At 33.5% G+C, this 15,821-nt stretch carries 15 protein-coding genes; 7 read left to right on the top strand and 8 right to left on the bottom strand.

Going from position 1 to position 15,821, the window contains the following annotated elements; all coding sequences use genetic code 11:
• The first annotated feature begins 107 nt into the window (after positions 1 to 107).
• The 4 genes from GXW81_RS01320 to GXW81_RS01305 all read left to right on the top strand — a co-directional run bounded on the left by GXW81_RS01320 (position 108) and on the right by GXW81_RS01305 (position 2,932).
• Positions 108 to 1,793, top strand: a complete 1,686-nt coding sequence (locus GXW81_RS01320) for an AraC family transcriptional regulator (RefSeq protein ID WP_161530869.1) — start codon at positions 108 to 110, stop codon at positions 1,791 to 1,793.
• A gap of 73 nt (positions 1,794 to 1,866) precedes the next feature.
• On the top strand, positions 1,867 to 2,451 hold the full coding sequence (locus GXW81_RS01315) for a methyltransferase domain-containing protein (protein ID WP_161530868.1): 585 nt from the start codon (positions 1,867 to 1,869) through the stop codon (positions 2,449 to 2,451).
• Positions 2,452 to 2,455: 4 nt separating this feature from the next.
• Complete coding sequence (locus GXW81_RS01310; protein ID WP_161530867.1) at positions 2,456 to 2,740, top strand: heavy-metal-associated domain-containing protein; 285 nt, start codon at positions 2,456 to 2,458, stop codon at positions 2,738 to 2,740.
• A 3-nt stretch (positions 2,741 to 2,743) separates the two neighbouring features.
• Positions 2,744 to 2,932, top strand: a complete 189-nt coding sequence (locus GXW81_RS01305; RefSeq protein WP_161530866.1) for a DUF6132 family protein — start codon at positions 2,744 to 2,746, stop codon at positions 2,930 to 2,932.
• A gap of 57 nt (positions 2,933 to 2,989) precedes the next feature.
• Here GXW81_RS01305 and GXW81_RS01300 read toward each other — a convergent pair whose 3' ends face one another.
• Both GXW81_RS01300 and GXW81_RS01295 read right to left on the bottom strand, forming a co-directional pair.
• On the bottom strand, positions 2,990 to 3,583 hold the full coding sequence (locus tag GXW81_RS01300) for an aminotransferase class IV (RefSeq protein ID WP_161530865.1): 594 nt from the start codon (positions 3,581 to 3,583) through the stop codon (positions 2,990 to 2,992).
• Positions 3,567 to 4,544 carry an aminodeoxychorismate synthase component I gene (locus GXW81_RS01295; protein WP_161530864.1) on the bottom strand — a complete coding sequence of 326 codons (978 nt, stop codon included), beginning with the start codon at positions 4,542 to 4,544 and terminating at the stop codon, positions 3,567 to 3,569. The genes GXW81_RS01300 and GXW81_RS01295 overlap by 17 nt, the downstream gene beginning before the upstream one ends.
• A 44-nt stretch (positions 4,545 to 4,588) precedes the next feature.
• On the opposite strand from GXW81_RS01295, the gene GXW81_RS01290 reads away from it, so the two are divergent.
• Genes GXW81_RS01290 through GXW81_RS01280 form a run of 3 tightly spaced genes read left to right on the top strand, consistent with a single transcriptional unit; the run spans position 4,589 to position 6,689 of the window.
• Positions 4,589 to 5,329, top strand: coding sequence for a hypothetical protein (locus GXW81_RS01290; RefSeq protein ID WP_161530863.1), 741 nt, complete (start codon positions 4,589 to 4,591; stop codon positions 5,327 to 5,329).
• Between the two features lie 24 nt (positions 5,330 to 5,353).
• On the top strand, positions 5,354 to 6,481 hold the full coding sequence (locus tag GXW81_RS01285; protein ID WP_161530862.1) for an AI-2E family transporter: 1,128 nt from the start codon (positions 5,354 to 5,356) through the stop codon (positions 6,479 to 6,481).
• Positions 6,471 to 6,689: a DUF3820 family protein gene (locus tag GXW81_RS01280; RefSeq protein ID WP_161530861.1), complete on the top strand. Its 219-nt coding sequence runs from the start codon at positions 6,471 to 6,473 to the stop codon at positions 6,687 to 6,689. The genes GXW81_RS01285 and GXW81_RS01280 overlap by 11 nt, the downstream gene beginning before the upstream one ends.
• Here GXW81_RS01280 and GXW81_RS01275 read toward each other — a convergent pair.
• The 6 genes from GXW81_RS01275 to GXW81_RS01250 form a co-directional block, all read right to left on the bottom strand.
• Entirely contained in the window at positions 6,686 to 8,065 is a 1,380-nt protein-coding gene (locus GXW81_RS01275) for a tetratricopeptide repeat protein (RefSeq protein WP_161530860.1), read from the bottom strand. The two genes, GXW81_RS01280 and GXW81_RS01275, sit on opposite strands and share 4 nt — an antisense overlap.
• Positions 8,066 to 8,143: 78 nt before the next feature.
• Positions 8,144 to 9,526, bottom strand: a complete 1,383-nt coding sequence (glmM, locus tag GXW81_RS01270; protein ID WP_161530859.1) for a phosphoglucosamine mutase — start codon at positions 9,524 to 9,526, stop codon at positions 8,144 to 8,146.
• Positions 9,527 to 9,569: 43 nt separating this feature from the next.
• Positions 9,570 to 11,006 carry a TolC family protein gene (locus GXW81_RS01265; protein WP_161530858.1) on the bottom strand — a complete coding sequence of 479 codons (1,437 nt, stop codon included), beginning with the start codon at positions 11,004 to 11,006 and terminating at the stop codon, positions 9,570 to 9,572.
• Entirely contained in the window at positions 10,996 to 14,163 is a 3,168-nt protein-coding gene (locus tag GXW81_RS01260) for an efflux RND transporter permease subunit (RefSeq protein WP_161530857.1), read from the bottom strand. The genes GXW81_RS01265 and GXW81_RS01260 overlap by 11 nt, the downstream gene beginning before the upstream one ends.
• A gap of 11 nt (positions 14,164 to 14,174) precedes the next feature.
• On the bottom strand, positions 14,175 to 15,257 hold the full coding sequence (locus GXW81_RS01255; protein ID WP_161530856.1) for an efflux RND transporter periplasmic adaptor subunit: 1,083 nt from the start codon (positions 15,255 to 15,257) through the stop codon (positions 14,175 to 14,177).
• A gap of 127 nt (positions 15,258 to 15,384) precedes the next feature.
• On the bottom strand, positions 15,385 to 15,678 hold the full coding sequence (locus GXW81_RS01250; RefSeq protein ID WP_229578783.1) for a hypothetical protein: 294 nt from the start codon (positions 15,676 to 15,678) through the stop codon (positions 15,385 to 15,387).
• Positions 15,679 to 15,821: the final 143 nt, after the last annotated feature.

The following is a 15,821-nucleotide window of genomic DNA, read 5'->3' as shown; positions in this document are numbered from 1 at the left end:
TCAAGAATTAGGACAGCTAAAACAAACACTAAAACCCTGTATTACAAAAAGATAAACAATATCGTCTTTTTTCTTTAAATTTGAGCAAAATTTAAGTATTCATATCTATGATTTTTGGCTCTAGAATAATGCTTTACAGACTTTTTGTTTTATTTCTTCTTATCGAGGTTTCGTCTCTATCAGCACAATCTTATTCTGAGATTAGCTCAAAATATTCTCATTTAGACGAGAATGATATATCTGCTATATCCTATATAAAACAATATATTGCAAAAGCAAAAAAAGAAAAAAATTATACAGAATTAGCCGAAGGCTATCTAGATTTCAGCTATTATCATCCTAATGACAAAGTAAAATTAAAATACGCCGATAGTGCTGTTATAGCTGCAGAACTTTCTCCAGATATAGAAAAGACTGTTACTTCCTATGTAGCAAGAGGTAGTTTATACTACTTCTATTATAGAGATTTCAAGAAAGCTCTTAGAGATTATATCACCGCATTTAACTACTCTAAAAAAAACAAAGAAAACCCTTATAGAGACTATACCATTATCTACCATATAGGTGTTATAAAAAGTCACTTGGGCTATTATGAAGAAGCCTTAGAACAATTCAGAGAGTGTATTTCCTTTTTTGAACCATTTATCCGTAAAAAATTATCCCAAAATACTCTTTTCAATCATAAAAAGGGGTACTATAACAGTATGCACCAAGCTATTGTTTGTTACCAAAAATTAGGAAATTACCAAAAGGCAGATTCTCTTATAAAGGTAGGTCTATTAGAGACTAAAGGTATGGGAAGTTTTTCACTAGAACACGCTTATTTTACAAAATCTAGTGCTTTATCAAACTTTTATCAGAAGAAATATCATTATACCATATCTTCGCTAGAACTAGCATTACCTTTAATCATAAAGAATAAAGACATAGCTGGAGAAAGCATTGGTTACCTCTATTTAGGTAAGTCTTATCTAAATATAAAACAGCGTAATAAGGGTATTCTTTATCTCAAAAAGATAGATTCTATTTTCAATACAAGTCGCCTCGTAATTCCTGAATTAAGAGAAAATTACGAACTCCTCATAAAAGATGTTCGTCTGCGGAACGATACACAACAAGAACTTTACTATATCAATCAACTCTTAAGCATAGATAAAGTACTCTCTAAAGATTTCAATACCCTCTCCTCTAAAATCCATAAAGAATATGATACCCAAAAACTATTAGATGCTAAAACTGCTCTCGAGAAAAAAAGCTATTGGTGGCTTACCATAAGCTCTTGCGTTATATTAACACTGTGTATAGTACTGTATTTTAGACGCAAAAAAGAAAAAGAAATTCATAAAAAATACTTAGAATTAGAGCGTAAAATAGAGGATAAAAAGCGTATTAATCTTACCAAAAGTACTTCCTCTGAAAAACCCAATATAGATCAAAAAATCTTTGATAAAATTGTATCCCAACTAGAAAACTTTGAACATTATCAAGGTTTTACCGAAAAAGGAATTACCCTTTCTAAGCTATCCAAAAAATTCAACACTAACTCTAAATATTTATCCCAAGTGATTAGTGAAACTCGCCATACTAATTTTAATAGATACATTTCTGAACTACGCATCAACTACATTACTCATTTGTTATTCAATGACAAACGATATCTTAATTACACCATTGATTCACTAGCTGAAAAATGTGGCATTCAATCAAGGCAAAACTTCTCAGACTTATTTTTAGAAATTAATGGCATACGCCCTACCGATTTTATAAAAAAGAGAAAAAAGTCAGTTGAATAAAGGGGATTTAATCTTAAAAATGATTCTTTTGGCATATTTAATGCTAATTTAAAAATCAATAACATTAAAAACAGTGTCTTTGAACCAAAATTATTGGAACGATAGATGGGAAGAAAATAAAATAGGGTGGGACATAGGTTTCGCCTCTCCTCCTATTGTGGATTATATGAAGCAATATCCTAACAAAGATGCTAAAATTTTAATCCCTGGATGTGGCAATGCTTATGAAGCCGAATTCCTCATAGAAAACGGATTTCAAAATATTACTCTGATAGATATTGCCCCAAAAGCTGTTGATAATTTGAAAATTAAATTCCACAAAAATCCTCATATCAAAGTGATATGTGAAGATTTCTTCGGGCATAACGGCAAATATGACCTCATTATAGAACAAACCTTTTTTTGTGCTATAAACCCTAATAAAAGAACCGATTATATTAAAAAAGTTCTATCTTTGCTTAAAGGAAATGGTCAACTCGTAGGAGTTTTATTTAATAAAATATTTGAAGATAAAGGACCTCCTTTTGGCGGATTATCAGATGAATATATAAATTTATTTAAACCTTTTTTTAAAATAAAAACTTTAGAGCCTTGCTACAATAGCATCTCTCCTAGAGCCAATTCGGAATTATTTATTAACCTAATTAAAAAAGTTTAAAGCAATGTCAAACAACACAACAACCCACAACATAGAAGTAGAAAACATAAAATGCGGTGGCTGTATGAACAGTATAAAAAAGGCCATTCTTAAAATGGAAAATGTAGAAACCATTACCATAGATAAAGATACCGAAACGGTTACAGTTACTGGAACTATAGACCGTACATCTCTTGTTGATAAATTGTCTAGTTTAGGCTATCCTGAAAAAGGGAATAATACTATACTAAAGAAGGCCAAATCTTTTGTAAGCTGTGCCGTTGGTAGAATGAGCGACCCTGTAGAGTAAGAAATGATAGATTTTATTAAAAAGCATAAGCTAAGCATTATAGGAGCAATAATAGGTGCCGTAGGTGGCTATCTGTATTGGAAGTTTGTAGGCTGTAGTACTGGCACTTGTGCTATTACCTCTAAGCCTATCAACAGCACGCTGTATGGAGGAGTAATGGGAGCTTTGTTTCTATCTCTATTCAAAAAATAAATCCATATTAAACCCAATCCCAAAGCCTTGAAATCTCTAAACAGAAATTGCAAGGCTTTATTTTATTAAGTCTATTGAAAACATCGGGGATATTTCAAAACAATTCATAGCGTTAATTATTTTAAAATAAGAATATTCTGATAGATTATCTAAAGTTATTTCCACCTCTTTAACCTGTTTTTTTTGAAGCAAACTCTGTCTCTGAACACCATTCAACAAGTAAGATTTTGGAGTAAACCATTCCCCATTTTTAAGGAAAATAAGATTGGAAAAGGTAGTATCTGTAATATATCCTTTTTGAGTAATAATTACCTCCGAAGCATTAGAGTTTTCTCTTAGTTGGTTTAAACTATCTCTGTCTTTATATTTAAGATTATAATCTATTTTGGGAGCTTCTACTATTTCAAAAGAGGTAAATATAGGCGGTTGATACGGAAAAGCTTCTACCTCATAATATCCTTCTAAATCATAGACCACTCTTATTTTATGCTTCTGTGGAGTTTTAACCTCCACACTTCTAAGAATTTCTCTCAAATCAATAGCCGAGCTTCTGTTAAACCTCTGAAAAGAACTATTTACTCTTTTTTGGTGTAAATCAACCAAGTAGAACTTACCATATTCCCAACAAATACTTTCAATAAATTGGCACATAAATTTTGTTTTTCATTTCTTGATACTCATCATCGGGATTGCTTAAGTGAGTAATACCTCCGCCACTCTTAAAAAATAGAGTTTCTCCTTCTGCTTCTATAAATCTTATCATCACACAAGAGTCCAAATCCTTCCCATCAAACCAACCACAGACACCTGTATAGAAACCTCTATTGTAGCCTTCTGCCTCTAATATAATTGTTTTTGTCTTAGGCTTTGGAGCTCCTAATATAGAGCCTGCAGGAAGTAATTTCTGCATTAAACTTCCTATTTTATTTCTAAATTGAGGTTTTAGCATACCTTCTATCTCGGAACTCATTGCATACAAATCTCGCTGTTGAGTTTTAATAAAATCTATCCTCTGAAAGCCTTTAACTTCAACATTATCTGCTACTTGACTTAGGTCATTTCTAAGCAAATCTACCACTGTGTAATGCTCTGCCTTTTCTTTAACATCGTTTTTTAAAATCTCTGCAGCATTTTCTAAGGAAGCATCTATCGTCCCCTTCATTGGGTGAGTAGCTATTTTATTATTCTTTATCTCCACAAAAGTTTCAGGAGAAAAACACACAAATTGGTTGGGATAAAGTATTTTATATTTGGCATTAGAGAAATAGAAAATGTCTTCCAACGAAAGATTAGTTTTTATCTTGGTTTTTCTAGTATAATTAGTTAAATAAGAATCACCTTTTTTTAGATGTTTTTGTACTATATAAAAACCTTTAAGATACTCTTCTTTCGTTTCTGGAAATACTTCCCAATCGTAACGAGGAGGCTTTGGAATGTTGGGCGTTGAGTTTATTTTAAAGTTTGGAAAATCTATTTTAAGCCCTGATTGTTCAAAATTTTCTAAAGTAAATACTTCTATCTTAGTCATCATAAAATCTATGATGAAAAGAAACGGAACACCCTCCAAAGAGAGTTTATCCATTAAAGCGAACTGATTTTCTGTAGAAAACATTTGGCAAAAATAAAGAATGCTTATTTTTGTGCAAAATAAATTATATGAGTTCTAGTCCAGAATTTAATAAAGTTAATAACATCAGCCAGATTTTACAGGACGCTTTTGGCTATTGGCAAAAAACCATAGGCTTCCAAATACTATTTTCTGTTTTGTATTTTGGGCTACTGATGACTTTCGCTGTTGGACTTTTCAACTACTTTGGTTTGGAGACCGAAATGGAATCTTTCCGAAAGTTATTTTCTGGAAATTACACTATAATTTCCCAAACTCTAACGGAGCTGATGGAGAATACTTCTTTCCAGTATTTTGTATTTTCTATAATAATCGTAAAATCATTATTATACCCTTTGAATATAGGTTTTTACGAAATTTATAAAAAGATTGATTTAGGAGAAATCCCTTCCGCATCAGATTTAACTGTTGGCTATAATGGCTATTTTTTCTTTAGATTTTTTGGCTATCATCTATTTTGGTCTATGATTTATTCTTACGCAGGAATGCTTCAGCCTTTACCTATACTTTGGGTATTTCTTACGCTATTTGCAGCTCCTCTGATGTATTTTCTAAGGGTAGGTATTTTTACTAGTATTCATCTTAATTTTATGGCTTTAAAAACCAATTTTACTACTATATTTGCAGGAACTTTAGTAGCATTTATATTCAGCTACGCAGGGTTTATCGCATTAGGTATAGGAGGTTTACTAACCTTCCCTTTTTGGAATGCGATGATTTATACCCTATATAAACAGATTTTTAAAATTAAAGTAATACATCAACCATAAAACAACAACATAAACTAAAATATAATGGATAACAACAAATACAGTGAAGCTATAAGCAATACTAAAATTAAGCAAATAGCTCTTATCATCGTTATTACAACATTATTTATATTGATGGCCTATCAGTTAGCAATGTTTATACCTTCTTTACTAGGTGCTATAACGCTTTATGTAATCTCAAGAAAATATAACCTTTACCTCATTGAGAAAAAAAATTGGAAGCCTTGGATTTCCGCGCTAGTAATTATTTTAGCTACAATAGTAATTCTCATTCTACCACTTTACTTTCTAATTGACACCCTTATAGAAAAGTTAGGTAATGCCCAAGCCTATATGGAAAAATTTAATGATTTTCTAGATAAAATACACTCTTATATACTTTCTGAAACAAAAATAGATATCCTTAGTAAAGAAAATTTGGATAAGGTAAAAGAAACTGCAGGACAACTATCTACTTTTATTCTAAGTAGTACACTTAACACCGTTACCATAATTGCTTCTGCTTATTTCTTACTATATTTTATGTTGGTAAAACCTAGAATCTTTGAACGCATTCTAACCAATGCTGCACCTCTGAAGAAAACCAATGTTAACCTTATCAGTGAAAAAATAAGAAAAATGATTATAGCTAACGCTATAGGTATTCCAGTTGTAGCTTTTGGACAAGGACTTGCCGCATTAGTAGGCTATCTTATCTTTGGAGCTCCTAGCGTTATACTTTTATTTGCTCTCACAACCATTGCATCTATGATACCTATTGTTGGAGGTGCTATTATCTATGTCCCTGTAGCTATATTTATGATTGCTGAAGGAGATACTGTATCAGGTATAGGTTTAACTATCTACTGTCTAATTGTAGTAGGATTTATAGATAATGTATTAAGGTTTACATTACTCAAAAAATTAGAAGATATACACCCTCTTAATACAGTATTTGGTATCATCTTAGGAATGAATCTTTTTGGTTTTATGGGATTGGTATTTGGACCTATTTTAGTCTCCGTAACTTTACTTCTAATACAAATATATAGAGATGAGTTTTCTGATGACGAAAATGTAGTTATTGACTGTGGTGAAGAAGCTCTCGCAGGCATAGCTACTACAGAAGATGTTGAAGAAAATAATACAAACTCTACCACCAATGAATCCTGAAATTCTGAGGGAAATATGCCTTACTAAAATGCCTTTTGGCAAATATAAAAACTACATCTTGGCAGACCTCCCCATAGCCTATTTAGAGTGGTTTATGAGAAAAGGTGGTTTCCCTAAGAATAAATTAGGAATGCAACTAGCCACCGTTTATGAAATTAAAATTAATGGATTAGAAGAACTACTAAAACCAATAAGAAAAAGCCTCTAGCTTTCTTTCTTATTAGCTTTTACCCTTTTCACTTCATCTCGGATAAAAGGGTATTTTTGTAACATATCTTGTGCTAGACTTGGCTCCATTACTAATGCCGTAGCCAAATAGTCTCTAGCTTCTTCCTCTTTACCGAGATTAAACAGCACATTACTCATTTGATAGTAAAACTCTGCTCTATCTTTATGTAAAGAAATAGCTTTTTGTAAGGTTTCTAAAGCTTTATTATACTGTCCCACCAACATCAGCACTTCGGTATAGGCATACCAATTATAAAATCTATCTGGTTCTGCCTCTACCATTTTTTCTAAACAAGGTAGACTTTCTTCAAAAAGCTCCGAATCTATATACAAAAACGCCAACCTTTTCTGATAATCTACATTGGTATCATTAAGAGCCGTAGCCTCTTTAGCGAAGTGAAGAGCCTCTTTCATCTGTCCCATTTCTTCATATAAGAAAGATTGCTCCATCATAGAAAGGTAAAACTGAGGATCTTCTATTAAAGATTTCTGAAAGGATTTTAGAGCTTGCAAAGGCTTTTTATTTTCCTTATGACACAAACCTATTTTGTAGTAAGTATACGCTTTGGTATATTCTAACTCTAGCATTTCTTCATACACCTCTACAGCTTTATCCCACTCTTGCATCGCCTCATAACAGGCAGCCTTATTGGCATAAACCCCAACAGAATTAGAGTTAATGGCTAAAAGATAATCAAATCCTCTTATGGCTTCTTCGTAGTTTTTTCTATTGAAATAAAACTGACCATACTCAAACCAAGCCGTCTCCGAAAAAGGAAATTCTTCTATATAATGATTAAGGAATTTTATAGCATCATCGTTTTTATTCAACTTATAAAAACAAATCATTACATTTTCTAAAGCATAATCATCATAAGGGTCGTGATTAAGGGCTTTTTTATAATGTATTAAGGCATTAGAGGGGTCTTCTAAATTCACATATTCATCAGCTATGAAATTATGCAGAAAATTCTCCTCTTCATTCAGTGTCAAAGCCTTAAGACAGTAATCTATCGCCCTTCTAGGATTACCTAAATTAGAATAATATTTAGCACAACAAACTAGAAAATCTGTATTTTCTAAAGAAGCCTCCTTTAGCTCGTTAATAAGCTCTTTAGCTTCCCTATACTGTTGTAATTCTAAAAGAACTTCTAGTTTTTTAGTCTTAATATCTAAAGAATTAGGATGAAGTTTTAATGCAAAATTAACGGCAAGTTCGGCATAGGTAGTATCACCCAACTCCAAATAGTGGATGATGATTTCCTCCAAATCATCCGTATCGAAGTAGCGTTCCTCGTTATTTTCTATCATTTCTTCGAACTGCTTTGCCAGTTCATTTTCAAAAAACTCTTCCAAATTAATTTAAAACTTTGTTGTTTTCCTTATCAAAAAGAATGCTAAACCAATAGATAATTTAACTTTATTTAATCTTCTTTATATCAAACCTTTAATCTCCTCTATAATTCTATCTGCTAATTCATCTGCTTCTTGTTGAGATTGAGCTTCTGTATAGATTCTAATGATAGGCTCTGTATTAGATTTTCTTAAGTGTACCCAATTATTAGGGAAATCTATTTTAACACCATCTACAGTGGATATTTCTTCATTTTTATAACGCTCCGTCATTTGTTCCAAAAGAGCATCTACATTGATATCCGGTGTAAGTTCTATCTTCTTTTTACCCATAAAATAGGCAGGATAGGTTTGTCTAAGCTCAGATACTGTTTTATTCTCTTTAGCTAAGTGAGTTAAAAATAAAGCTACTCCTACCAAAGAATCTCTACCATAATGTAAATTTGGATAAATAATTCCGCCGTTACCTTCTCCACCTATTACTGCATTTTTCTCTTTCATCAAAGTAACTACATTAACTTCTCCCACAGCACTTGCAAAATAAGAAGCCCCTAAACTTTGAGCCACATCTCTCAATGCACGGCTAGAAGAAAGGTTAGAAATAGCTGCTCCTTTTTTATGTCTCAAAAGATAATCTGCCACCGCTACTAGCGTGTATTCTTCTCCAAACATTTCTCCTTTCTCGTCTATAAGAGCCAATCTATCTACATCTGGGTCAACTACAATTCCTAAATCTGCTCCTTCTTTTTTTACCAATTCACATATATCGGTAAGATGTTCTTTTAAAGGCTCGGGATTATGAGGGAAATGCCCATTAGGTTCACAATAGAGCTTTACAACTTCGCAACCCAACTCCTCTAAAAGAAGTGGAATGGCTATTCCACCCGTAGAATTAACGGCATCTAAAACTACTTTAAACTTCTTAGCTTTAACTGCTTGTGCATCTACCATTGGTAGTGCTAATATTTTTTTGATGTGAATATCAAAAGCGTCATTACGAGTTTCATAGCTTCCTAAACTATCCACATCAGCATAATTAAAATCTTCTCTTTCTGCTATCGAAAGTACCTCAGCTCCATCTTTACCACTAATGAACTCTCCTTTTTCATTAAGTAATTTAAGGGCATTCCATTGTTTTGGATTATGGGAAGCCGTAAGAATGATACCTCCATCTGCATTCAACTCTGGCACCATAACCTCCACTGTAGGCGTAGTAGAAAGTCCTAAATCTACAACATGAATCCCCAACCCTTGCAAAGTGGCTGTAACTAAAGAGGATACCATACCTCCAGAAATTCTAGCATCTCGACCTAAGACTAAGGTCAAGTCTTTCTTCTGTTTGGTATTCTGAAGCCAAGTTCCAAAAGCGGAAGTAAACTTTACGACATCTAGCGGCGTTAAGTTTTCATCTACTTTTCCGCCAATTGTACCTCTAATTCCTGATATAGATTTTATAAGTGCCATAGCCTAAATTTTATACCTGCAAAGATAATAAAAATATTAAGCCTTATTTCCATCCTCCTCCCAAACTTTTATAGAGGTAAACCGTTGCGTTTAGCTGTGTATTTTTAGCTTCTATAAGTTCCATTTTAGCATCTAAGGCATCTCTTTGTGTCATCAAAACCTCCATATAGTCTGCCCTAGCATTAGTAAACAGAAGATTTGAAATCCCTATCGCCTCGTCCAAATCTTTGCTTTGAGTGTGTTTTAAGTCAAAATACTGTTGGTAATTTTTAATTTTATTCAAATTATTAGAAACTTCCATATAGGCTTTGATGAGCGTTTTATTATATTCATACAAAGCCTGTAGTTGAGACGCATTTGCCGTATTAAATTTTGCTTTTATCGCTGATTTGTTAATTAGTGGTCCAACCAAATCTCCCACTATATTATAAGCTAAAGACTCTGGAAAATGAGTGAAGTAACTCGGCTTAAAAGCTTCTAAACCAGCTCCAAATGTAATATTTAAAGAAGGGTAAAATTCTTTTCTAGCAGCTTCTACATCTAACTTGGCAGCCTCTAACTCTAGCTCTGCTTGTTTAACATCTGGTCTATTAGCTAGTAACTCCGAAGGAATACCTGTTTTAATAGACTGTGGTACGATATCCAAAAATTCTGCACTTGAACGAGGAATAGGTTGATAGAATCTTCCTAGTAACAAATTGATGTCATTCTCTTTCTCTAAAATGCTTTGCTGAACTGTGTATAAATTCGCTGATGATTTTGCTAATTCAGCTTCAAATTTTTTAACTGATAACTCTGTAGTTGCAGCCGCCTGTTTCTGAATTTTAGAAACCTCCAACGCTTTTCTTTGAAGCTCAATATATTTTTTAAGGTAAGAGTATTGACTATCCAAAGCTAAAAGTTCATAATAGCTTTGTGCCACTTCTGCTATCAAACTTGAAAGCACAAAATTCTTACCTTCTACTGTAGCTAAATAGTGAGCTATTGCAGATTTTTTTTCTGTTCTGAGTTTATTCCAAATATCCACCTCCCAATCTGCTTGTAAACCTATTCCAAAATTACCCAATGGGTCTGGAATTGGCTTTCCTTCTTCCATTTGTGTAGATGCATCTCCTGCACCTTCACTAGTGTAACGCCCTACTTTTTTAACGCCAGCAGCTGCCTCCACAGAAACTGAGGGAAGCAATCTTCCGTTTCTATACATTACACTACTTTTGGCTTTTTCTATCTCTTGTAATGTAATTAGTAACTCTTGATTGTTATTAAGAGCCGTTTCTATTAAAGAAACTAAATGAGGATCCGTAAAAAATTCTCTCCAAGGTGGAGTCCCTGTACTTTTATTAGAAACTTCATCTTTTGTATAACTTTCTGGTAGAGTCTCTTTTACATTATCTTTTACTTGTAATGGTGTTGGTGCTTTACAATTAACTAGCACTAAGCTACCCACTACCAACGATATATATTTTAGTTTAGTTTTCATCTTCAATTTCTTCTGTTAATGGATTAAGGTCTTCATATTCTGCCAACTCATTTTTTCTTGCTATTTTACCAAAAATAAGATATAAGCCAGGGATAAGTACTACGCCAAATATTGTCCCAATAAACATACCTCCTGCCGCTGCAGTTCCTATCGTTCTATTACCTATTGCTCCTGGACCTGTTGCCAAAGCCAAAGGAATAAGCCCCGCAATAAATGCAAAAGATGTCATTAAAATAGGACGAAAACGCGTTACAGCTCCTTCTATAGCCGCTTTCAATATTGTAGCTCCTTCATTTTTTCTCTGCACTGCATATTCTACTATAAGTACTGCATTTTTACCCAATAAACCTATCAACATTACTAAGGCAACTTGTGCATAGATATTATTTTCTAAACCAAAAAGTTTAAGGAATAAAAACGCTCCAAAAATACCCGCCGGTAAGCACAATATTACAGGCAATGGGAGAATAAAACTCTCATACTGAGCTGATAATATGAGATATACAAATCCTAAACAAATTAGAAATATGTAAACCGCCTCATTACCTCTACCTACCTCATCTTTGGATATCCCAGCCCAATCTATCCCATAACCTCTAGGCAGGGTTTTATCTGCTGTTTCTTTTATAGCTTCTATGGCTTGTCCACTACTGTAACCTTCCGAAGGATAGCCACTTATCTGTGCAGAATTGTACATATTATGTCTCGTAATCTCACTCATACCATAAACTTTCTCCATATGCATAAAATCTGAGTAAGGTACCATTTCTTCTTTATCGTTTTTAACATAAAGATTCATAATATCCTGAGGTAAAGCTCTGTACTGAGGTGCAGCCTGAACAATAACCTTATAAGGCTTACCAAAACGGATAAATCCTGTTTCGTAGTTAGACCCTATTAGAGTGGATAGATTATCCATTGCATTACCTATACTTACTCCTTTTTGTTCTGCAATGTCATTATCTACTCTCAACATATATTGAGGGAAACTAGCAGAATAAAATGTAAATACAGACGCCAGTTCTGGTCTTTTACTTAGCTCCTTTACAAAGTTACGACTGACCTCTTCCATTTTGGCATAATCGTTACTTCCTGTTTTATCCAGCAATCTCAATTCAAATCCTCCTGCTGCACCATAACCTGGTATAGAAGGTGGTTGGAAAAACTCAATATTAGAACCTCCTATATCTTTACATTTTTCCTCTAATTCTTCTATAATTTCAGTGGCAGATTTATCTCTTTCGTCCCAATTTTTAAGGTTGATTAGACAAGTTCCTGAGTTAGCCCCTGTACCTTCGGATAAAATTTCATATCCAGCTAATGATGATACAGATTTTACCCCATCTATTCCTTCTGCTATTTTCTGTATTTTTAGAGCCTGTTGGTTGGTTCTTTCTATGGTAGAGCCTGGAGGTGTTTGCACAATGGCATAAATCATCCCTTGGTCTTCGTTAGGTATAAATCCTGACGGAAGCCCATTATTAAGGAAATATACAAGAAAACAAAATACTGATAATCCGCCTAATGTAATCCATTTTTTACTTACAGTCTTATACAAAAGGTTTTCATATCTTTTTGTTCCTTTGGCAAATACTCTATTAAACCCATCTATAAATCTATTGATAGGCGTCTTCTTTCTCTCTTTACCATGATTATTTTTAAGAATTAAAGCACATAATGCTGGCGTAAGTGTAAGAGCTACTATCCCAGAAAGTATAATAGACGATGCCATAGTGATAGAAAACTGTCGATAAAATACTCCTACAGGACCACTCATAAACGCCACAGGAATAAATACCGCTGCCATAACCAAAGTAATTGCTATAATAGCTCCACTTATTTCTCCCATTGCTTCTTGCGTAGCTTCCAGTGGTGATAAGTGCTTTTCTTCCATCTTTGCGTGTACAGCTTCTATAACAACAATGGCATCATCTACTACCACACCTATCGCCATCACCAATGCAAAAAGGGTAATCATATTTACCGTTATCCCAAAGGAGGACATCACTGCAAAAGCACCTATTAAAGACACTGGTACTGCCAACGCCGGTATAAGTGTGGAACGCCAATCACCCAAAAAGATAAAAACAACTATCCCTACTAATACAAAGGCTTCGAATAAGGTATGAACTACCTTCTCCATAGAGGCGTCTAAGAAACGAGAAACATCATAACTTATCTCATAATGCATTCCTTTAGGGAAAGAGGTCTTATTGAGTTCTTCTAACAGTGTTTTTACATTTTTAATTACCTCACTGGCATTAGAACCATAAGATTGCTTAATTGTAATTGCTGCAGAAGGTTTACCATTAAGAGTAGAGTAAATATCATACATTGAACTTCCGAATTCTACATCTGCTACATCTTTCAATCTCACAAACTCTCCATTAGAATTTGCTTTTACAATGATATTACCATAGTCTTTTTCATTATCAAAACGCCCAGGATACTTTAGTACATACTCAAATGCTTGTGAACGCTTCCCAGAACTTTCTCCTGTTCTACCTGGAGAAGCTTCTAAACTTTGAGAACTAAGCGCTTCCATCACCTCATCAGTAGAAATATTATATGCAGTAAGCCTATCAGGTTTTAGCCAAATACGCATCGCATACTCTCTGGTTCCAAGTATATCAGCAAACCCAACACCATTAACCCTTCTTAACTCTGGAAGAATGTTAATATCTGCATAATTGAATAAAAACTTTTGGTCGGCTTTAGGGTCATCACTATAGAGATTAACATACATCAGCATATTAGGTTCTTCTCTCGTAATTTTAACCCCTTCTCGTACCACCAAAGGAGGTAATTTGTTAATGGCTGAAGAAACTCTATTCTGCACATTTACAGCAGCTAAGTTAGGGTCTGTACCCAAATTAAAAACTACTTGTATGGAGGCTACCCCATCATTCCCTGCATCAGAGGTAATGTATTTCATACCTTGCACCCCATTTAGAGCTTGTTCTAAAGGGATTACTACTGATTTTACCAAAAGTTCATTATTGGCACCTGGATATTCTGCCGTAATATTTACTTTAGGTGGCGAGATAGACGGAAATTGGGTAATAGGTAAGCTTAATAAAGATAATACCCCCAAAAATACTATGATAAGAGAAATTACTATTGATAGTACAGGTCTCTTTATGAATGTTTTAAACATAGCTTAATATTTTAGTTGGCATTAAGTTTTAGAGTTTTTAATATCTCTTTAGGATTTTGAAACTGAGTTTTTACAACATCATTATCTCTTACCTTTTGTACTCCTTCTAATAATATTTTGTCACCTGCAGAAAGCCCTGAACTTACCACATAAATATCTGGTAAAGAATAAGTAACTTTAATATTTTTAGATTCTACTTTACCATTCTTATCTACAACAAAAACATATTTCTGATCCTGAATTTCATAGGTTGCCTTTTGTGGGATAATAAGTGCATTCTTCACAGGAATCTCCATTCTTACTTTTCCTGTTTGTCCGTTTCTTAAAAGCAAATCCGAGTTAGGAAACTTAGCACGGAAGGCTATGTTACCTGTTTCGTTATTAAACTCTCCTTCTATATTTTGGATAAAACCTTTCTCTGGGTGCTCTTGACCATTTGCCATAACTAGAGTTACTTGCTGCTTGCTTCTCTCATCAGCATTGGTTTGATAACTCAAATATTCTGGTTCAGAAACATTAAAATAAGCATAGACATTGGTATTATCTGAAAGACTCGTTAATAAATCTCCTTCTTCTATAAGACTTCCTAATTTGAGAGGAATTCTATTGATAACCCCAGAAAATGGTGCTCTGATAGTGGTAAAAGACAAATGTAACTGAGCCATTCTCATTTCTGCACTCGCGGCATCTAGTTTAGCTTTAGCCAAAGCTTTTTCATTTTTGGAAACAATATTATTCCCAGCCAAAATACTTGCGTTTTGGTATTCTATTCTAGCTTGTTCTACCTCAGCTCTTGTTTTCATGAATTCAGCCTCATAGACTTGTGGCATTATTCTGAACAGAACTTGTCCTGCTTTAACATACTGACCTTCGTCTACATAGATTTTATCCAAAAACCCCTTTCCTTGAGCTCTTACTTCTATGTTTTTTTGGGATTGTATTTGAGCTACAAAATCTTTGGATATATTGGTATCCATTTTTAGAGGTTGAGTTACAGGATAAACAGGCATCTCCTCTTTTTTATCTTTATCTTCTGATTTGCAAGAGGATAGATTTAAAATTATTAGTACTGATAAAAGTGTGATTTTATTCATTTCGTTAATTTGTTAAGTCATTAGAAAATTGTAGTACTTACCAAACCATAATTTGATAAGAGATTAATGCATCTAAACTATTGACTATAAGCAGAGATACACCATAATTTTGCAATAAAAAAACAAATCAAATTCTAATAGAACGAATGAAAATATAGCGTTTTACCTTTAGATAGGAAAAAACAGAAGTGTCTCTGTACAGTATTTTAGCTACCTTAAAGAGAGCTATAGAGAGTATGAAATAAAAAATAACTTCCTTAATAATACTAGAAATAATAGAACTAAAGTCTTCATCTATCTCGTTTAAAGAAGCTATTAAGCTAGCCGTATCCTCAGATAAATCTTTCTCAATAAGAGATGTATGCTTTTTAGAAAATTTAGCCAATGTTGTACCTACCTCTTTACCAAGTGGTAACTTCATAGAGTTTGCCTCTATTTTCCAAGAGGAAAATAAAGTAATCAAAACTACTAATAAAAGGGCTAAATACTTTTTCATTTCAGTGGGCAAAGGTAATTAGAGATTTCTTATTACAATGTGTATTAACAAACTTTAACATATTATAA

Source organism: Riemerella anatipestifer (assembly GCF_009932355.1).
GTDB classification, from domain to species: Bacteria; Bacteroidota; Bacteroidia; order Flavobacteriales; family Weeksellaceae; genus Riemerella; species Riemerella anatipestifer_E.
Note: the sequence above shows the minus strand (reverse complement) of the source record. Positions and strands in the feature narration are given on the sequence as shown.